We start from the raw sequence: 20197 nt of genomic DNA, 5'->3' as shown, positions 1-20197 counted from the left end.
CTAAGGTGGGAAGCATAGTGAAATTTAGATATTTACCGATGACAGATGTAGATCAACAGGAAATGATGAAAGAGATCGGAATCAACTCTATTGACGAGTTGTTTTCAGATATTCCTGATAAGGTGAGGTTTAAAGGGGAGTTTCAGGTTTCAAAAGCATTAAATGAAACAGAATTAACACGATATCTAATGGGGTTAGCAGCCAAAAATGCACATTCATTAGAATACTCCTCCTTTTTAGGTGCTGGTACGTATGAGCACTATATTCCAAGCGTTGTTAATCATGTGATTTCTCGTTCTGAATTCTATACAGCCTATACTCCTTATCAGCCTGAAATTAGTCAGGGTGAGCTTCAAGCCATGTTTGAATTTCAGACGATGATCTGTGAATTAACAGGGATGGATGTAGCCAATTCTTCGATGTATGATGGTCTAACTTCATTAGTAGAAGCCGCTGCTATGGCTTCTGGGTTAGGTAAACAGAAAAAAATTGTGATTTCTAAGAGTGTTCATCCTGAGGCTCGCAGTATTTTACATACGTCTTCTAAGGGCTTGGGCATAGAGATTGTGGAGGTTGAGGTAGAAAATGGCGTAACGAATCTAACTCAACTCGAAGCGGCGATTGATGGAGAAACAGCAGCTGTCATTGTTCAATATCCGAACTTCTTCGGGAATCTAGAAGACCTTGCTCGCATTGAACAATTGACGCATGCGCAAAAAGGGATTTTCATTGTTAAATCAAACCCGCTTGCTCTAGGAGCACTTCAACCACCTGGTGCTTATGGAGCTGATGTGGTTGTGGGTGATGCTCAGCCATTTGGTATTCCGACTGCATTTGGAGGACCACACTGTGGATATTTCGCAGTGAATCAGAAATTAATGCGTAAAATTCCGGGTAGATTGGTGGGGCAAACCGTTGATGACAATGGAAAACGTGGTTTTGTTCTAACCTTACAAGCGCGCGAACAGCATATTCGCCGTGAAAAGGCGACTTCAAACATATGTTCCAATCAAGCTTTAAATGCGATTGCAGCCTCTGTCGCTATGACCGCTCTTGGCAAGAATGGTGTTCAAGAAGCGGCAATGCTCAATATTCAGAAAGCACATTATGCTAAGGAACGATTAAGCCAAGTAAAAGGAGTAGAAGTTGTCTTTAATCAACCCTTCTTCAATGAATTTGTGATCAAGCTGTCGAAGCCTGTGAAGGAAGTGAATCAAGCTCTTTTAAGTCAAGGCATTATTGGCGGATTTGACTTAAGTCAGGATTACTCGGAGCTTGAGAATCATATGCTTGTGGCTGTGACGGAAGTGAAGACGAAAGAAGAGATTGATCGTTTTGCTCAAGTATTGGAGGGGATTCTATAATGAATAATACACAGGACAAAGCACTAATATTTGAAATGAGTAAGCAAGGAAGAATCGCTTATTCCCTCCCAGAAAATGATGTTCCAGAAATAGAGATTACATCGGTTATCCCTGCCGGAATGCTTAGAGAAGTCCCTGCTGAGCTTCCAGAGGTATCTGAACTTCAATTAATTCGTCATTATACCGAGCTTTCCCGAAGAAATCATGGAATTGATAACGGCTTCTATCCACTCGGTTCGTGCACGATGAAATATAACCCGAAAATAAATGAAGATGTGGCTCGTTACCCGGGCTTTTCCAGAATCCATCCTTATCAACCTGAGGAAAGTGTGCAGGGGGCTCTTGAGCTACTCTACAATCTACAAGAGGATCTTAAAGAAATAACTGGAATGGATGAAGTCACTCTTCAACCAGCGGCAGGTGCTCATGGTGAGTACACGGGTCTGATGATGATTCGTGCCTACCATGAGGCTCGTGGTGAAGGTGTACAGCGTACCAAGGTTATCGTACCAGACTCTGCCCATGGAACGAACCCAGCGACAGCCTCCGTTGCTGGCTTAGAAACGATTACGATTCCTTCTAATGAAAGAGGCTTGGTGGAATTAGAGGAGTTGCGCAAGGTGGTTGGACCTGATACATGTGCTCTCATGCTGACCAATCCAAATACATTGGGACTTTTTGAAGAAAGTATTGCTGAAATTGCTGAAGTGGTTCACGAGGCTGGAGGTCTGCTTTACTATGATGGAGCGAATGCCAACGCGATTCTCGGCATAGCAAGACCAGGGATATGGGCTTTGATGTGGTGCACTTAAACCTACACAAAACCTTTACAACGCCTCATGGTGGTGGCGGTCCTGGAGCAGGCCCAGTGGGTGTGAAAAAAGACCTGATACCTTTCCTTCCTAAACCTGTATTAAAGAAAGTGGGAGACCGCTTTACATTTGACTATGATTGTCCTCAATCAATCGGTCGAGTCAAGGCTTATTATGGAAACTTCGGAATTTTGGTTCGAGCGTATACGTATATTCGTACGATGGGACCTATTGGGTTACGCAAGGTATCTGAACAAGCCGTTCTTAATGCGAATTACATGATGCGTAGACTTGAACCTTATTATGACCTGCCGTATAATAGGCATTGTAAGCATGAATTTGTTCTTTCTGGACGTCGTCAGAAGCTTCAAGGGGTTCGAACGTTAGATATTGCCAAGCGCTTGCTTGATTTTGGCTATCATCCACCTACGATCTATTTCCCATTGATTGTAGAAGAATGTCTGATGATTGAGCTACTGAAACAGAATCTAAGGAAACCCTAGATGAATTTATTGAAGCAATGATTCAGATCGCCAAAGAAGCAAGTGAAAATCCAGAGATTGTACAAGAAGCTCCTCATTCAACTGTGATCGGACGATTAGATGAGGTAATGGCTGCCAGAAAACCAATTTTACGCTGGAGTAAGGAATAGAGAACGATTGTAAAGATGTGGAGCTAGCAAAAGAGAAGAAGGAATTGGTTGTAGAATTAGTCGAGAAGAAATATTCCACAGATGAATGGAATTTATTGAGGTAAGGAGAACATTTCCTAGCTAAAGGATTGCGTGAGAGCGCAATCCTTTTTGCGTTATAAACGATTGTTGCAATAGTGTGAATATTTTAATATGAAACTGTGCTAGATAAAGCACATCACTAATATGGGAGGTGAGAAAATGAAGAAAATGCTTTTATGTATTTTAGCGTTATCTGTTTTTATCGGTGCTTCTCTCGTAAACTCGGCTTTTGCTTCAACTCCAGAGATGTATGTAACAGAGCAAAACTTCGAAACTATGAGTAGTGGAAGCGAAATGAACCCGGAATGGTTTCCTCTGGTGGTTGCTGGAGCGAAGGTAGTTGCAGGTTCGGTTGCAGGAGGATTTGGTGCAGCGGCAGGTGCTTGGGCATTTGATAAAATCACAGGCATTTGGAGTGTACCAGATTATTCATACGATAACGGAGTAGAGATCGTTTTCAATAAGTAATTACATAATGGACCAATGTGGATGGAAAAAAATTCATATTGGTCCATTAGATCTATTCTAGGAGTTGGTGATCCGATGGGAAAAAATAAAAAAATTTATTTAGGGTTGGTTGCTTACCCATTAGTCTGTATGGCACTGATACATATCGTCATGACCGTTTTCTATATCATTCCTTTGAATCCCATAACAGCAAAATATAATCCACTTATTAAAGCATATATGGATCCATTATTTACGCAAACGTGGCAGCTTTTTGCCCCTTCGCCAATTTCTCATAACTATACGTTATTAATGAAAGTTGATTATAAACCAGAAAATCAACAGGAGTCTATTCGTTCGGAGTGGATTGATATTAGTACCTCTTTAATTGAAGCCAGTCAGAAAATATCATCAGCCCGTATAATAAACTTGTTAGAGTACCAATGTCTGGAATCCATCAGAGCTTTCATCAAGATGATATTTTTCTGAAAATTAAGAACAAAAAAGAGAAAGAGGACCATACTTATGGAGAGCAATTGAGTGACAAGGATCAGACACATACAAATACAACTAATCTTTCAGAAATGGATGAATCTCTAAATAGTTACAGAGAACAGGGAGTTCAATATATCTATCGTTACTCCTTTGCCATTGCCAAACAATTATTTCCTGCTGATGAAATAGAATCAGTACAATTGAGAGTCATTGTTACAGATACAGTCCCATTTTCGGAAAGGAGAAATAGCGAATATAATGTTCATCAAGAATATTTTGATTTTCCTAAGCAAACCTATCAATCTATTAGTGCCCCTTTTTAAGATTCAATCTAATTAGATGATGACTGGAAGAGGGGAATAAGGAGGGCAAGAGAATGTTAGGGGTTAATATGAAAAACGGATATGGCTTACCACTGGTTGAAAAATTGTCACAGGAAAGATTTCTTATCGGTGCTAGCTTGACCAGAATTTGTTTTGGGCTAGTCATTCTATATACGTATCTGATTCATTATAATCAAAGACTATTTTTATGGTCCCCTAATGGTGTGATGACGCATGAAGAATACTTACATATATTAAGTATGACAGGCTCTATCTCACTCTACCAATTTTCAGACTCTTTAGCATACTTCAATTTTATTTACCACTTAGGGATCATCGTATCTTTGCTATATATTATCGGGTACAAAGGGAGAGTTGTATCTGTTTTACAATTTATCTTTTTTTGGTCGTTGTTAGACAGAACGGTGTTAATATCTGATGGGGGAGATAACATCCTGCGGCTCATGCTTTTTTATTTAATGTTTGCCAACAATACAGCTTATTTTTCCTTGGATTCTATACATTTTAAGAGTAAGCGTAGTGAAAGGAAACATCAATTTAAGTATCAGCTGGGAACTATTTTTCATAATGTAGCTATTCTTTTATGTATTATTCAATTATGTCTTATGTATGTTGCATCTGGATTGTATCAGGTTATGGGAGAGATGTGGAATAACGGTACGGCTGTTTATTATATTTTACAAGTGGAACAATTCTCATCTCCATTTTTTCGTCATTTATTATTACAGTCAGACTTTCTTATCGTTGTTTTTACCTATCTTTCGATTCTTGTGAAAATCGCCTTTCCATTTTTACTATTTAATCGAGTAACCAAATACGTTGTAGTATTTGGTGCTGTTGGATTTCATTTTGGTATTGCTATTGGAATGGGGCTACTTTCCTTCTCTTTTATTATGATTAGTATCGATTTATTGTTGTTTTCTGACAGAGAATACAGAAATATTAAAAATTATTATTTAAACACTTTAAAAAGAATTAAATTAGGATTAAAATGGAAAGGAAGAAGACTTGGAAATGATACGCAAATTAGAAAAAAACAGCTATATGTCTTTTATGATGGATGGTGTCCGATGTGTATTAAGAGTGTAGAGCGGATTCATCGGTTTGATTGGTTTCGATTGATTAAATTTAAATCGTTTCGAGATGAGAAAGTGGCTGTTGAGTATGGAATTGATCTACAAAGAGCGGAGGAAAGAATGCTGTGCAAAAAGTTATCTGGAACTGTAATATCTGAGGGGATTGATTCTTTTATTGAGATGTCCAAAAGAGTTCCTATTATGTGGCTTATCCTACCAGTATTACTTCTTGCTAGACTATGTGGAGTGGGTCAGAAATTATATGATTACATAGCAAGCAGAAGAACGATTATCCCATCATCACATTGTGATGAACAATGTTTGATTCAGAACGATATTGCTAAATAATAAGGAGAAATGTATGTTTAGAGAAAAGAAGAATATGTTAGGAAAAGAGCATTGTAAGTTGGTTTACAAAAAAAAAAGAAACATATCGAGTGTCGTATGCTTATAAAAACCGCCAAAATGAACCAGTCGAAATATGGCTAGCTCTTCCTATGGAGTCTAGATGTCAGCGTAATATTCAGTATCATAAAAAAAGTGTAGCCATCTCTGAAGAAAGGTCAGATTATGCTAATATCATTGCATATTATCGACTACAACCGCAAGAAAAAGTGGAGCTAGAATACTCCTTTGATGCCTACTCTACAGAGCTTGTTTCAATGAATGATAAAGACAAAAAGGGGATATCTAAAGAGGAGCCACCAGAAAAGCTCAGTGAGGAAGAAAGGCGATATTATCTGCGTTCTACTCCTTTATCTCCAATAAATCAGATAACAATAGATGAAGCGAAACAGATTGTACAGGGAGAGAGCGATCCGATTTTACAGGCAAACTTACTATTTAACAATCTGCTCAAGCACTATAAATATAAATTCCCTCCAAAAGAACGTGGGGCCATACAGATGTTTACGAACAAATCTGGGGATTGTGGAGAATTTTCCTTTTTATTTACTTCGTGGTGTCGTTCATTAGGTATTCCTTGTCGCACGTTGTTTGGAGCTTGGACTGCCGGCGCAAATCATCCTCATGCATGGAACGAGTTTTTTATAGATGGGGTTGGTTGGATACCTGTGGATAGTAGTATGGCTACTCTTAACAAGTCCATCATCCACAAGTTTGGATCGTTACTGAGATATGGAACAAGTCCAAAGGTAGACTACTATTTTGGAAGTATAGAGGGGAAAAGAGTTGCCTTTTCCTTGGATGCTAATCTCTTACTTAAACCCGAATATATGATTAATGAGGTGCCAGACAAATATCCCCTATTTAAGTATGGGGGACATGACTTTGCTTTTGGCTTTCAATCACAGGAAGGAACAGCCCCTAATATGCAGCCAGTTTATCTCCGGTTTGAGAAAGATCCTAAGAAGAAGTGGTTAGAAGATATATTAGGGAAGTGGAACATTAGTGAACCATTTTTTTCAGAGTTTGCCAGAAGGATAAAAGTAATGTCATTTTATCTGTGGTTTCTATTGTTTCCTATAGAATTATCTTTTCATTTTCTTAATTATGTTCCTTCAGTTATTGAATCAATGATCACTCATTTAAGAGGTATATTGTTGCTAGTTTTCTGTGTATTGTCCATCTACAGGAAGGAAACGAATGTATTTGTATACTTTTTGTCTATCATGTCTTTATTTTATTTGTTAAGCCTTATTAGAATTCTTGTTAATTAAATAGGTTTATATGTTCGTCCAAGAGTAGTCATTGTCAGGCATTACGTTATGAAAACATAAAAAAATCCCTTTTTTGTTATTGGTAGAGCTACCTTATGGCTAGCCTTCAAAAAAGAGGGTTTTTTTCTTTTGACGAACTCGAGTTTAATAAGTCTGAGCCCAATGGGATCAAGGTTTTTAGAACATGAAAAAGGTGTAGCTCCCCATAGTTTCGAATTTATTGTTAAATTTGCGATTAGTTTACGAAAAAAAAACAATATTCCTACATATTTTAGTGTATAATAAACTATATTGGTATTTATAGGTGTATTATTACATAACTTTATTTTAATGGAACTTGCCATAAAGTAAAAAAATAACGGAAGGTGCTACACAAATTATTTCAACATCTATATACATTTCACGCTACGTTTCTAGTTTCTTAGGTATTAAAGGGATATATTGAGAGAATAGGTGAAGGAAATATGAATAATGTAACAAAAATGTCGATGTATATCTTGCTTTTTTTGTACGTACCATTTTTTATTTACACGGTCTTATTCCTTATATACTCTGACTTTAGTAACTTTAATGCCTCTATCGTGAGTACTAATCATACTGAGAAATATCACACTGTCACAGATTCCAGTGAAAAAGAAAAAAAGAATCTGTTCGAGCGAAATTTTATGGTACAAACAAGCTTAAGTTTGGGTCAGCGATCTACAAGTATGATTATCTTTTCTGCGTTGGTTTTCATTCCTCCTGTACTTTTAAGTCTAATCAGACAACACCTTTTTCTAAACGGTTCTACTGGACTTTTACTTTTGAATTATTTATTCTACACGGTTGGATGTATAGGGAGTCTTATATTTTTAGTAGACCTATTTATGAATGCAGGTCTAATCTTGTTGCTTAAAAAAGCAGCACTCCTGTGGTCTATTCTAGCTCTCATGGTTACTATGATTATTTTAATAGAAAAGCTTGTCTTCTCAATGATACGAATTTCAGGACAAAAACAAGATAATAAACTCCTACTGGAAGTCCAAGACAAGGAAAGAAAAAGCTTGTCTCATTATTTACATGACGAAATATTACAGCATATTATTTTTATTAATATGTACTTAGAATCTTTACATAATAAGTCTGCTATAAATAGCGGTTCATTTGAGAGAGTCGAGATTACTAGACTAATAACTCTATCAAAACAAATGATTCGCAATATTCGAAATAAATGTTTTGATTTATATCCCTCTATGATTGAAGATATTGGATTTCTAGATACATGCGAATACTATTTTACCAGTAATCAGTTGTTCTTTAGCCAAGCAATCTTAAAATGGAGATGTACTACATCCGCAAAAGAGTTGAAGGTGTTAAGTATTCTTCAACAGAAAGTGATATTTAGGTGTCTAAAGGAACTTGTCATAAATGCCCTGAAGCATTCTGAATGTACTGAATTATCAGTCGAAATAAAGAAAAATGATCAGATGATTATGTTCTCCGTTATTGATAATGGAAAAGGTATTAAAGTTTCGTTTGATCCTCAGACATTTGTCGAAAACCATCACTTTGGTTTGATCTCAGTGAAACAAAGCATAGAACAAATTGATGGTCATCTAGATATATATACTTCAAAGGAAAGTGGAACAAAAGTTACCATGATTTTTCATACTCATTAAAACTGGGAAATGGAGGGAGGTAAATATTATGGATGTTATTAACGTTGTAATTGTTGATGATCATAAAGCCATTTGTTCAGGATTATCTAGTTACTTAAGGAATACAGAAGGGGTAAATGTAATTGCTGAATTACACTCTGGAAAAGAACTTTTTTCCTATCTTACAAAAAATTCACCTAATGTTATCGTCATGGATATAAAGTTGCTTGGTGATGAAAAATCTGAGAATGGATTATTAATCACTAAAAGCTTGAGAAACCAAGGTATTTTAATTCCTATTATAATCTATTCAGGATACGATTATCTCTATGAAAAGTAGCTTTTCAATTCGGGGCCAATGCTTTTGTTTCGAAAAACGATCCTTTACATAGGTTAGTTGAGATGATTTTTCTTGTGAGAACAGGATTAACAATAAGAGATAGTAAACTTCTTGAGGATGAACCGCTGACGGATTACGAAATCCTAATATTAAATCATATTGCTCTAGGGAAAACGAACAAGGAAATTGCTAAATCACTCCATGTTAGTTCACGTACCTTAGAATATTACATTAGCAATATATATAGAAAGCTTGGGGTAGACTCTAGAATACAATCAGTTGTCAAAGGAATATATTATGGATATATCACTGATAATATGGAAAGAAAGATTCGAGCTAGATAATTGTGTAATTAAAATGAACCTGAAATGATTTTAGAGAGTTGATCACCGATGATTCATAGTTTCAATAGAACTTCAGAAATTGAACAAGTCGTTCTAAATGCGAATTACATGATGCGTAGACTTGAAGCTTATTATAACCTGCCGTATAATAGGCATTGTAAGCATGAATTTGTTCTTTCTGGACGTCGTCAGAAGCTCGAACATTGATTGCTATAAAGTAAAAAGGTGGACCTCATTGAAGGTCTACCTTTTTAGCCATGTGGGCATAGTTATGTCTGCACACTTAGATGGTTATATGAGAAAAGGACGGTTACAATGAACGAAACGTGGAGGTTTATTGATAGTTTAACACTAGATCCTGCAACAAATATGGCGATTGATGAGGCACTTCTTCTTTTACATAGTCAGGGTAAGACGCCTCCGACCCTTCGTTTTTATGGTTGGAATCCAGCAACTCTTTCCATTGGTTATTTTCAGAAGGTGGAAAAGGAAGTTGATTTTGAAGCGCTCAAGAGGTACGGCTTAGGTTTTGTTAGGAGAGCTACAGGAGGAAGGGCTGTGCTGCATGATCAGGAGTTAACGTATAGTTTTGTAGTAGCAGAATCTCACCCCCTGATGCCTCGTTCTGTAACGGAAGCGTATCGTGTGATTAGTGAAGGGTTATTGCATGGTTTTAAAGCCTTAGGCTTAGATGCTTATTTTTCCATGCCTAACGAGGAGCAGAAAGCGCGATTAAAAGATGCAAAATCAGCGGTCTGCTTCGATACTCCCTCTTGGTATGAGCTTGTTGTAGAAGGGAAAAAAGTAGCAGGAAGTGCTCAAACAAGGCAAAAAGGAGTCGTCCTGCAACATGGGTCGATTTTACTAGATTTAGATGAAGACAAACTTTTTGATGTATGTAAATTTTCTTCAGAGCGAGTGAAGAATAGACTAAAAGAAGACTTCTCTTCTAAAGCCATAGCAATTAACCAGCTTCTTGCTCATCCTGTCACTATGAACGAGGTGAAGAAAGCCTTCCGCCAAGGATTTGAGCAAGGGTTTAAAGTGAAGTTAGAAGATGGAGAGCTAACGAAAGAGGAGAAGGAATTAGTTGCAGAACTAGTCGAGAAGAAATATTCCAGAGATGAATGGAATTTATTGAGGTAAGAAGAACACTTCCGAGCCAATGGCGACTAATCATCAGGTGGAGAAAAAACATCTGATGGTTAGTCTGCATTATCTAGGATATGTTCTTTTTTTGCAATGCAAGTTATTGAAGAGTCACATCCATTATTCTTCGAACCTGACAAAATGCATTTTCTTATCTTGATACCTATAAATCGCAGTTATATTTTTTTCTATAAACCAGGCGTAAAATACATTGTTTTCTTCAATGTATCCAATGCCAGCCTTACGTAGGGTATCATTGATCAAGGAATGTTTGATTTCTCCATCTTCTTCAATATAAATAGCGGAAGAAGAGGGGAGCCCCCCATGGGAAATAAGTTCTTTGCTCCCATCTCCAGTGAGGTCTGTTTCAACGAGTGCTTTATACGATAGATGGAGAAAGATAGACGGCTTTAATTCGTTTGAGGCATCCATGTAATAAGATTGGTGGCAAGCAGCACCACAAGGACCTGAAAGTTTAATTAAATCTTTATTCAAGACATTTACTTTTTCAATGGAGTAATTCTCAGGACCATAGCCAATCTCTCCGATTTCATATAAGGTAGATTTTTGACTGTTTATTCTAAATCCTAGATATTCATAATGTTGACTATCGTCTGGTTGTTGTTTTTTCTTATAAATCAAGAAAGTGTAGGGATCAAGTTCTTCCTCTAGTATAAGTTCTTCAATATTTTTTGGGTCAAATATCTCAAACTCTTCAAAAAGGATTTCTGGAGTAGAAATTTTCTCAAATGAGAGATCGTATACAGGCTCTATTCCTTCAATACTTTCAGTGTTATCAATGTTTGACTCTATTGTATTTACTTCATTAGAACTTTCTTCATCAATATTTTCTGCAAGGGACTTTACTTCATTCACACTCTCAGAAGTGGAAGGTGCTGTTTGATTACATGCCGCTAATAAACTGATTAGCAGTATTAATACCCATAAGACGTAATGCTTGCTCAATGAACTCTCTCCCTAATTAATTATCTATTAATTAATCATCTGTTCAAACGCTTCTTGTAACTGGATCGTTAGAAGCCCCGGTTTTCCCTGCCCGATTACGTTGTCATTCACTTGAATGACTGGCATAATTTCATTTGTTGTGCTGGTAATGAAGATTTCATCTGCCGCAAGAAGCTGTTCCACCGTAAATGCTTCTTCTTTTGCCTCTATTCCTTTTTCCTGACAGAGTTGAATCACTTGTGTTCGAGTGATCCCATTTAAAATCAGATTGGAAGCGGGATGAGTATAGACCGTTCCCTTATGAATCATAAAGACATTTGTGGCACTTCCCTCTGTAACAAGCTCTCCTCTATGCAAAATCGATTCATAGCAGTTTTGGTCAGCTGCTGCTTGTTTGGCTAGGACATTACCTAGGAGATTTAAGCTTTTAATATCACAGCGTAGCCAGCGAATATCTTCTAAGAGAATTGTTTTAACTCCGGATTGAAAGAGAGCCTGTGGACGCTTCATTTCTCTGGTGTAGGCGACTAATTGTGGAGATACCGTTGAAGCAGGGAATCCATGATTTCGAGGGGCTACTCCACGGGAAATCTGAATATAAATCATGCCATCCTCTACAGGGGATTTCTGTTTCAATTCCTCTAGCTTTGTCTGTAGTTCTTCCATACTATAAGGTAACGATAGACGAATTTCTGCTGCACTTCGATATAAACGAACCAAATGCTCATGCATCATGAAGGGTTTTCCTTGATAAACTCTGATTACTTCATATACACCATCGCCAAACTGATAGCCACGATCCTCTATATCTATGGTCGGAGTATCTCTTGGGACTAGCTGATCATTAAACAGTATGTACCTCATCTCTTGGCCTCCTTCAATTTCATGGTACTATTGTACACTACTGGATTTAGGAAAGGAAAGAAAAAAAGCAAGCTTCAAAAAAATGAAGAAAATCGACATAATTAGAGCATATTAGAGAAAATTAGACATAATCCTGCAAAATGAAAAAAAGCGAAGTTGACGAAAAAAAAACTTTCGTTCTAGAACTCAATATGTAGTATATTATTTTTAAAAAAATACTATATGTAGTTGTTTTTCATATTAATCTATGATAAATTAATAGACGTATCAACAAGAGATCATACATAATTTTCTAACCAAACATGGTTTTAGTATGATGAGATCGGGGAGGATTTTGAATGGCTATTATGATGATGAATAATGAAATAAACATTGCACAGCTAAATCAAGACATTAAGGAATTTGAACAAGTGCACCCAATTACACCTGATATGTTTCGCAAGCAAGAAGGTGTTTCTCGACTTGTCATGCTTGATCGTTACTCTTTTAAAGATATCGAAAAAAAGACTTTAAAAATTGGAGATTTTGTTGTATTAACGGTAAAAGACGACCCTAAATTTCCTGCCCGCGGGTATGGAATTGTGAAGGCTTTTGATAAAGGTAAAAATATGGCTGAGGTTTGTGTAGACGAAGCGTTTCGTGGTGTTTTGGAAACGGAGGAACAAGTAGCAACAGGAATCATCGAGGTTTCCCTAGATGTAGTAGAGAAACCCCTAGAGATTTTCTATGAGCAAATTGCTCTTCGTGTCGCTACAGGGCTTTCTAGTGTTGAGAAGGATGGAGTGACTCGTCAGAAAGTAAGAGATGAGTTTTACCATGAGCTAGTGAATATGAACTTTGTCCCAGCAGGAAGAGTTCTTTATGGGGCTGGGGCTGGTACTGACGTTACTTATTTTAACTGTTATGTGATGCCATTTCCACAAGACTCTCGAGGGGGCATTGCTGAGCACCGCAAAAAAGTTATGGAAATCATGAGCCGTGGTGGAGGGGTAGGTACGAATGGATCGACACTCCGTCCAAGAGGTGCCCTATGTAAAGGGGTTAATGGAAAATCGAGTGGTTCGGTGTCCTGGCTCGATGATATTGCCAAACTGACTCATTTAGTAGAGCAGGGGGGGTCCAGACGTGGAGCACAGATGATCATGCTTGCTGACTGGCACCCAGACATTATTGAGTTTATTATTTCGAAAATGCAAAACCCTCGTGTTTTACGCTTTATTATTGAAAAAACAAACGATTCAAAAATAAAAAAATTAGCAAAAGAGAAGTTGAAATTTACTCCACTTACTCCTACAGAACGTGATATGTATGAAAGTATTGTTAAGCAAAGCAAAGAATCTGAATCGATTTTTGGAGCTGACGTGGTTCGAGAAGCAGAGCAAAAATTAAGTGATGGGGGCAGCTATTCTGTTAATAACCCAGAATTTTTAACAGGAGCCAACATCTCGATCTGCCTAACAAAAGAGTTTATGGAAGCTGTGGAGAATGATGCGGATTATGCCCTTCGTTTCCCAGATGTAGAAAGCTATACCGCGGAAGAGATGAAGGCTTACAATGAACAGTGGCACACATGCGGTGATGTACGTGAGTGGGAAGAGATGGGATACGCAACCAGGGTATACCAAACCATTAAAGCCAAAGAGTTATGGAATCTGGTTAGTATTTGTGCAACGTATTCGGCTGAACCAGGGATTTTCTTCATTGATAATGCGAATGAGATGACAAATGCCAAAGCATATGGTCAAAAAGTTGTGGCAACGAACCCATGTGGAGAACAACCATTAGCACCGTATAGTGTATGTAATTTGGCGGCTGTGAACCTAGCGACAATGGTAGACAAAAAGACGAAGAAGTTTGATTTCGATAAGCTTCGTCAGACGGTCAGAGTGGGAGTTCGTATGCAGGACAATGTTATTGATGCCACTCCTTACTTCTTAGAGGAGAACACCGTACAAGCTCAAGGGGAACGTCGTGTTGGTTTAGGAGTAATGGGACTGCATGATGCTCTGATTTATGAAGAGAAGGTGTATGGTTCAGAAGAAGGAAATCAATTAGTAGATCAGATTTTCGAAGTGATTGCTACTGAGGCCTATCGTGCGTCTATTGAGTTGGCGAAAGAAAAGGGGAGCTTCCCATTCCTTGAAGGAAAAACAGAGGAAGAAACCAAGGAGCTCCGTACTCGATTCACCCAGACAGGCTATATGCAGAAGCTTCCAGAAGACGTGCGTCAAGATATCTTAGCCCACGGAATTCGTAATTCTCACTTATTAACGGTAGCACCGACTGGAAGTACAGGGACTATGGTCGGGGTTTCGACAGGACTCGAGCCATATTTCTCCTTTACTTATTATCGTTCAGGAAGGCTCGGTAAGTTCATCGAAGTAAAAGCAGATATTGTTCAAGAATATCTAAAAGCAAACCCTCAGGCTGATCCTAATCAGTTACCAGAATGGTTTATTTCAGCGATGGAATTAACACCTGAACAGCATGCAGACACTCAATGTATTATTCAACGTTGGGTAGACAGCTCACTAAGTAAAACTGTAAATGCTCCAAAAGGCTACTCTGTTCAACAGGTACAAAGTGTGTATGAGAGATTACATCGTGGAGGGGCAAAAGGCGGTACTGTGTATGTAGACGGTTCTCGCGATGCTCAGGTTCTTTCTCTCACGGCTGAAGAAAACAATTTAGCCAAAACAGATACCTTATTTGAGGATTGGGAAGAAGAAAAACCAAAGCAATATGTAGTGAATACCATTCCTGAGCTTCGTTCAACGAAGGTGACATATGGTACAGAAGTAGGGGAAACGTGTCCAATATGCCGCAAAGGAACTGTGGAGGATATTGGCGGCTGTAACACGTGTACAAACTGTAATGCACAGCTAAAATGTGGACTATAGTCGTTGACCTATCATATACTTGTAGAGAAGCTGAGTTTGACAATGAGTCAAGCTCAGCTTTTTGTTAAGAAATGAAAGAATGTAAAAGAATGAAAGATCTAGTTAGGGAAGGGTGATCATATCTTGGATTCAGCTTCGCAAGTTACTTTATTCGTTGCTTTTGGTGCAGGGATACTCTCCTTTATTTCACCATGCACCTTACCTCTTTATCCTGCTTACTTATCTTATATTACGGGAGTCTCAGTAAAAGATATGCAAGAAAACAAAAACCAGAAGACTCGAATGAAAATCATGCTTCATACGTTCTTTTTTTTACTGGGCATCTCGTTTATCTACTTAGCTTTAGGATTCGGTGCGAGCTTCGCCGGTCAATTTTTTATTACATACAACAAATTGATCCAACAGCTTAGTGGGATCTTACTTGTCGTGATGGGGTTATTCCTTATCGGCTTCTTTAAAATGGAATGGCTGATGAGAGAAAAGCGAATACAGTTTTCTAGAAAACCAGTGGGTTACCTTGGTTCGGTCTTTATCGGGATGGGTTTTGCCGCGGGGTGGACACCTTGTGTAGGCCCAATTCTCAGTGCCATTCTTGCACTTAGTGCTAGTAATCCTTCCCAAGGAATATTTCCTATGCTCGCTTATACGTTTGGTTTCTCTCTTCCTTTTTTTGTTCTTTCCTTTTTTATTGGAACAACGAAATGGATTGTCAGGTATTCAGCTGTTATTATGAAGGTTGGTGGAGTCCTTATGGTCATTATGGGGATTTTGCTCTACACGGATTTGTTGACAAAGTATTCTGTGTACATTTTAAAAATGATTCAAGGAACTTGGCTGGATCAACTAGGCTAATTGGTTTCGGGTCATCATCACATACTCCCCTGTTAAGTTGCGCACTCTAACTTAGATAAGTAGAAAAACACTTAAGAGTAGGGGTGTGTATTCATGGTTACGAGTACGGAAGAAAAAAAACGTATAGGTTATAAAAGAAAAAAGGAAACAGCACCTTTTGAGCCTGATCTTGTTTTTTTTTGAACCTGCTTCTCTAGATTACCCTTTGGGTCAGGAACTGATGGAACGCTTTAAAAAGAACGGAACTCCTGTTAAGATGACCACTTCACACAACAGGGTGATGGGAATACCCGGAGATACACCATCTGAGGCTTATCGAAATGCCAAGAGAACGCTGGTGGTAGGAGTTAGAAAAACTCTCACCTTCGATACGTCTAAACCCTCAGCCGAATATGCTATACCATTATCGACTGGATGTATGGGTCATTGTCACTATTGCTATCTGCAAACAACGATGGGAACGAAGCCTTATCTTCGTGTCTATGTGAATACAGACGATATTTTTGAGGCAGCTTCTCGTTATATTGAAGAGAGGAAGCCAGAGATCACCCGGTTTGAGGCTGCTTGTACATCGGACCCTGTGGGAATTGACCATTTGACCCATAATTTGTTACGAGCTATAGAATATATGGGACAGCAGGAGTTTGGCAGGCTTCGATTTGTAACCAAGTTTCACCATGTCGATCACTTATTACAGGCTAAGCATAATCAACACACTCGTTTCAGATTTAGTATGAATGCCGATTATGTCATCAGGAACTTTGAACCTGCCACATCCTCATTTGAAGAAAGGATTGAAGCGGCTGGAAAAGTAGCCAAAGCAGGATATCCCTTAGGGTTTATTTTGGCGCCGCTGATGCGTTTTGAAGGCTGGCAGGAAGGATATAGAGAACTCTTTTTACGCTTAGATCGTGAATTAATTGCTGAAGCAAGGGTCGATTTAAGCTTTGAGTTAATCATGCATCGTTTTACTAAAACCGCCAAGCGTGTCATTTTAGAGCGTTACCCTAAAACCAAGCTTGAGATGGATGAAGAAACTCGTAAGTATAAATGGGGAAAGTACGGTAGAGGTAAATATGTGTATCAGAATGATGAAGCAAATGAACTAAGAGAATATATAGAAGGTTTGATTGGAGAATTCTTTCCGAATTCTAAGATCGAGTACTTTACGTAAATAAGACTTGTTTTTCTATACAAAAGAGTGTATCATCGTAATGCACCATAAATCACTTATCGTGTGTTATTTTGTATCGAAAAACTGTGTGTTATAGGAGGAACGAGTATGCCTACCCCTAGTATGGAAGATTATTTGGAACAGATCTACTCTCTTATTGAAGAGAAGGGATATGCTCGAGTATCAGATATTGCTGAGGCATTACAAGTCCATCCTTCTTCTGTAACCAAAATGGTTCAAAAACTGGATCAGAATAAATACCTTATTTATGAGAAGTATAGAGGTTTAATTCTAACAGCAAAAGGAAAGAAGATCGGGAAAAGATTAGTAGATCGCCATACATTGCTTGAAGAATTTTTACAAATGATTGGGGTAAGTGAGGAAAACATTTATAAGGATGTTGAAGGAATTGAACACCATTTAAGTTGGGATTCAATCACTTGTATAGAGTACTTAGTTCAATACTTTAAAGATGATCCTCTCGAGTGAAGGATCTAATGTCCCTGAAAGAAGAAGAAGAAACAGAACAATAACACAAATGAATAAATAACACCAAGCCATAGTAGCTCAAGTATCCTGAGTTTCTGTGGCTTTTTATTGCATAAAATGACATGGTACTTAATAAGCCTTTCTCAAAGAACTTTTTTCTGTATGTCAAAAAACAGGAAGAGGGTGCTCAGGGGATGGTTCAGAAATGTGATGCTGTATTTGAAGGTGGTGGAGTAAAAGGAATTGCCTTTGTTGGAGCCATACAAGAAACGGAAAAAAGAGGGTATCAATTTGCTAGGCTTGCTGGTACGTCAGCTGGAGCGATCACTGCGAGTCTTTTGGCGGCAGGCTATACAGGAAGTGAGCTGGAGGAAATTATGGAGGAATTTTCGTTTCTCCATTTTCTAGAAACGGACTGGGTTGGAAGGATTCCTATTCTCGGAAAAGGGATGAATATTTATTGGAGAAATGGGATGTATACCAATACCAGAATGGAACTATGGATGAAGGAAAAGCTGAACAAAAAAGGGGTTGATTCTTTTGGTGATCTCCCTGAAGGAAAGTTGAAAATTATTGCCTCCGATATTTCCAATGGAAGGATTATGATTATTCCTGATGATCTGGAGTGGTATGGTGTTGATTGGAAATCCTTTTCCATAGCGAAAGCGGTTCAAATGAGTACAACCATTCCCTATTTCTTTCGTCCCGTAGAATTCTCATTTAAGAAGGATAAGATTTATATTATTGATGGGGCGATCCTCAGTAATTATCCTGTTTGGATTTTTGATACACCATCTACCCCACGCTGGCCTACTTTTGGCTATCGTTTAAGAGCTGGTGAGGTGTATTCACCTTCCCTGATTAAAGGACCGATTTCTTTATTTATCGCTCTTTTTACTACGATGCTAGAGGCACATGATCGCAGATCCATTGAAGGGCATGATGCAGTAAGAACCATTTTTATCCCAGTAGAGGGTGTAAAGACCACAGATTTTCGAATATCTACAGAGCAAAAAAAACGCCTGATTGAGCTCGGGCGTCGTGAAGCAAAAGATTTTTTTGAGCAGTGGAACTATTCAGCGTATCTCGTCAAACATCGCTTAACTCCTAAGGTAAACCAGTCATGTTTTGTCAAACGCTAACCTTTTCAAGCAATGATGACAAGGAAGTTATGACTAAGAAGAAAAAGGATTTTTTTTCTTCCCTTTATTTCCTTCAATCACGGTGAAAGGATGATCCTTGCGCTTTTTCTTGAGTGTTGTTTTAGCAGTCGATGATTTAGTGTGTTGGATGCCTTTAGATAGAAATAAAGAAGGCTGTTTAGAAACAGGTTTGGTATAGTGACGACCCTTGTTTGGACTCATTTTAGGTTTAAGCCAATAACGATAAACGAGATAGAAGATGCAGAGCACAAGACCTAAGACAAGGATTTGGTTTAGGAGTTGTAGTGGCTGCGTAACTACCATGTATAGAAATCCAAATAACGCTAGTGCCAAGAAAGTGTAAAAGAGAGGATGCCAATTTTTTTTCATCACTACACCACCTTCATAAAATTTAGATCGCTTGATGCTGTCCATTTTCCTTTTGTAAGGTATTTTGATCATGTTCTAGCATCCTCCTAAAAGAGGCGATTGAAACCTCAATCTGTTCATTTGTAGGCTCTTTAGTCGTTAGCTTCTGGAGCCATAACCCTGGATATCCTAAGAAGCGTAATATAGGCACATCCCGAAACTTATTGGTTAACTGAAGAACCTCGAAAGATATTCCAATGACAACAGGCAGGAATAAAATTCTGTAGAAAATCCGCTCCATTAGAGGCTCACTTGGGAGCATTAAATAGACAAATCCCCCGATCAGAATGGTGAAAATAATAAAGCTGCTTCCACAGCGATAATGGAATCGGGAAGCGTCTTGTACATTTTGAACAGTGAGTTTCTTGTCCTCCTCATAACAGTTGATCACCTTATGCTCGGCACCGTGGTATTGAAATAGACGCTTCACTAAAGGTGTCAAAGAAATCACATAGAGATAGCCAAAAAGGAGAAAAGTTTTAATGACACCTTCCACTATATTCTGTCCCAGATGAGTGGGGAACCATGATTTGAATAGTGTATGTGCCACAATCGCTGGCACAACGGTGAAAATGATTTTACTAAAGAGAAAAGAGAGAACACCTACAACGGCTACCCCCAGCCAAAGGGTCAGCTTAGAGGGTTGCTGAGTAGGAAGTATTTTCTCATCCTCCTCAGGGTGAATATCGTATCTCTCTGTGGAGAAGTTAAGGTGCGTACTTCCATAAGCGCTTGCTTCCACTAGAGCGACATTCCCGCGAAGAAAAGGAATTTTTCTTAGTTTATTGACCCACTCCTTCTCCTTTTTTTCCAATTCTAAGTATTCTATACTATTATCTTTACGTCGTATAGCTGTAACATATACTTTTTTTCCAGTAAACATCACACCTTCTACAACTGCTTGTCCTCCGTATGCTGGTTTTGGTTTCTGACCCATGAACTCACCAACCTACTTGTTTTG

General features: G+C 38.3%; 18 protein-coding genes and 3 pseudogenes. 17 read left to right on the top strand and 4 right to left on the bottom strand.

Features of this window, described 5'->3' with window-relative positions; genetic code table 11:
• The first annotated feature begins 17 nt into the window (after positions 1-17).
• From gcvPA to JCM10596_RS05270, 12 genes and pseudogenes are all read left to right on the top strand, one after another.
• Positions 18-1364 (top strand): aminomethyl-transferring glycine dehydrogenase subunit GcvPA, encoded by a 1347-nt coding sequence (gcvPA, locus tag JCM10596_RS05320; RefSeq protein ID WP_025026230.1) that lies wholly within the window; start codon positions 18-20, stop codon positions 1362-1364.
• Positions 1364-2828, top strand: a pseudogene (gene gcvPB / locus JCM10596_RS24035) (aminomethyl-transferring glycine dehydrogenase subunit GcvPB). Before gcvPA ends, gcvPB begins: the two are co-directional and overlap by 1 nt.
• Positions 2829-3068: 240 nt before the next feature.
• Positions 3069-3377 (top strand): hypothetical protein, encoded by a 309-nt coding sequence (locus JCM10596_RS05310; protein WP_025026229.1) that lies wholly within the window; start codon positions 3069-3071, stop codon positions 3375-3377.
• A 75-nt stretch (positions 3378-3452) separates the two neighbouring features.
• On the top strand, positions 3453-3845 hold the full coding sequence (locus tag JCM10596_RS05305; protein WP_025026228.1) for a DUF5819 family protein: 393 nt from the start codon (positions 3453-3455) through the stop codon (positions 3843-3845).
• Positions 3800-4174 (top strand): hypothetical protein, encoded by a 375-nt coding sequence (locus tag JCM10596_RS05300; RefSeq protein ID WP_025026227.1) that lies wholly within the window; start codon positions 3800-3802, stop codon positions 4172-4174. Before JCM10596_RS05305 ends, JCM10596_RS05300 begins: the two co-directional genes overlap by 46 nt.
• A gap of 53 nt (positions 4175-4227) precedes the next feature.
• A complete protein-coding gene (locus tag JCM10596_RS05295; protein ID WP_025026226.1) occupies positions 4228-5619 on the top strand; it encodes a DCC1-like thiol-disulfide oxidoreductase family protein in 1392 nt (463 codons plus the stop codon).
• 89 nt (positions 5620-5708) lie between these two features.
• Complete coding sequence (locus tag JCM10596_RS05290; RefSeq protein ID WP_025026225.1) at positions 5709-6950, top strand: transglutaminase-like domain-containing protein; 1242 nt, start codon at positions 5709-5711, stop codon at positions 6948-6950.
• A 464-nt stretch (positions 6951-7414) separates the two neighbouring features.
• Positions 7415-8608 carry a sensor histidine kinase gene (locus tag JCM10596_RS05285; protein WP_025026224.1) on the top strand — a complete coding sequence of 398 codons (1194 nt, stop codon included), beginning with the start codon at positions 7415-7417 and terminating at the stop codon, positions 8606-8608.
• A gap of 28 nt (positions 8609-8636) precedes the next feature.
• Positions 8637-8927 (top strand): response regulator, encoded by a 291-nt coding sequence (locus JCM10596_RS27530; RefSeq protein ID WP_025026223.1) that lies wholly within the window; start codon positions 8637-8639, stop codon positions 8925-8927.
• A gap of 62 nt (positions 8928-8989) precedes the next feature.
• Positions 8990-9271, top strand: a complete 282-nt coding sequence (locus JCM10596_RS27525) for a response regulator transcription factor (protein WP_025026222.1) — start codon at positions 8990-8992, stop codon at positions 9269-9271.
• A 48-nt stretch (positions 9272-9319) separates the two neighbouring features.
• On the top strand, positions 9320-9478 hold the full coding sequence (locus tag JCM10596_RS29465; protein ID WP_159102321.1) for a hypothetical protein: 159 nt from the start codon (positions 9320-9322) through the stop codon (positions 9476-9478).
• A gap of 108 nt (positions 9479-9586) precedes the next feature.
• The gene (locus JCM10596_RS05270) at positions 9587-10417 is read left to right on the top strand and encodes a lipoate--protein ligase family protein (protein WP_025026221.1); all 831 of its coding nucleotides are present in this window, start codon (positions 9587-9589) and stop codon (positions 10415-10417) included.
• Positions 10418-10540: 123 nt separating this feature from the next.
• Here the strand turns inward: JCM10596_RS05270 and JCM10596_RS05265 are convergent, their stop codons facing one another.
• Together JCM10596_RS05265 and dat are read right to left on the bottom strand one after the other, a co-directional pair.
• Positions 10541-11296 (bottom strand): hypothetical protein, encoded by a 756-nt coding sequence (locus tag JCM10596_RS05265; RefSeq protein ID WP_148302513.1) that lies wholly within the window; start codon positions 11294-11296, stop codon positions 10541-10543.
• Positions 11297-11413: 117 nt separating this feature from the next.
• Positions 11414-12250 carry a D-amino-acid transaminase gene (gene dat, locus JCM10596_RS24025; protein ID WP_034680573.1) on the bottom strand — a complete coding sequence of 279 codons (837 nt, stop codon included), beginning with the start codon at positions 12248-12250 and terminating at the stop codon, positions 11414-11416.
• A gap of 338 nt (positions 12251-12588) precedes the next feature.
• Between dat and JCM10596_RS05255 the strand changes: the two genes are divergently transcribed.
• The 5 genes and pseudogenes from JCM10596_RS05255 (at position 12589) to JCM10596_RS05235 (ending at position 18807) form a co-directional block, all read left to right on the top strand.
• Positions 12589-15150 carry a vitamin B12-dependent ribonucleotide reductase gene (locus JCM10596_RS05255; protein ID WP_025026219.1) on the top strand — a complete coding sequence of 854 codons (2562 nt, stop codon included), beginning with the start codon at positions 12589-12591 and terminating at the stop codon, positions 15148-15150.
• 123 nt (positions 15151-15273) lie between these two features.
• Positions 15274-16002 carry a cytochrome c biogenesis CcdA family protein gene (locus tag JCM10596_RS05250; protein WP_025026218.1) on the top strand — a complete coding sequence of 243 codons (729 nt, stop codon included), beginning with the start codon at positions 15274-15276 and terminating at the stop codon, positions 16000-16002.
• Between the two features lie 93 nt (positions 16003-16095).
• Positions 16096-17176: pseudogene (gene splB, locus JCM10596_RS24020) on the top strand (spore photoproduct lyase).
• A 108-nt stretch (positions 17177-17284) separates the two neighbouring features.
• Positions 17285-17709: pseudogene (mntR, locus tag JCM10596_RS24015) on the top strand (transcriptional regulator MntR).
• 150 nt (positions 17710-17859) lie between these two features.
• Positions 17860-18807, top strand: a complete 948-nt coding sequence (locus JCM10596_RS05235) for a patatin-like phospholipase family protein (protein WP_025026217.1) — start codon at positions 17860-17862, stop codon at positions 18805-18807.
• 33 nt (positions 18808-18840) lie between these two features.
• On the opposite strand, the gene JCM10596_RS24010 is transcribed toward JCM10596_RS05235, so the two are convergent.
• On the bottom strand, positions 18841-19197 hold the full coding sequence (locus JCM10596_RS24010; protein ID WP_148302512.1) for an SA1362 family protein: 357 nt from the start codon (positions 19195-19197) through the stop codon (positions 18841-18843).
• Positions 19198-19219: 22 nt separating this feature from the next.
• Positions 19220-20173 carry a DUF1385 domain-containing protein gene (locus JCM10596_RS05225; protein WP_025026215.1) on the bottom strand — a complete coding sequence of 318 codons (954 nt, stop codon included), beginning with the start codon at positions 20171-20173 and terminating at the stop codon, positions 19220-19222.
• Positions 20174-20197 lie beyond the last annotated feature (24 nt).

This window comes from Caldalkalibacillus mannanilyticus JCM 10596 (genome assembly GCF_000615945.1).
Taxonomy (GTDB): Bacteria; Bacillota; Bacilli; order Caldalkalibacillales; family JCM-10596; genus Bacillus_AT; species Bacillus_AT mannanilyticus.
This window is presented reverse-complemented; position numbering and strand designations above follow the sequence as displayed.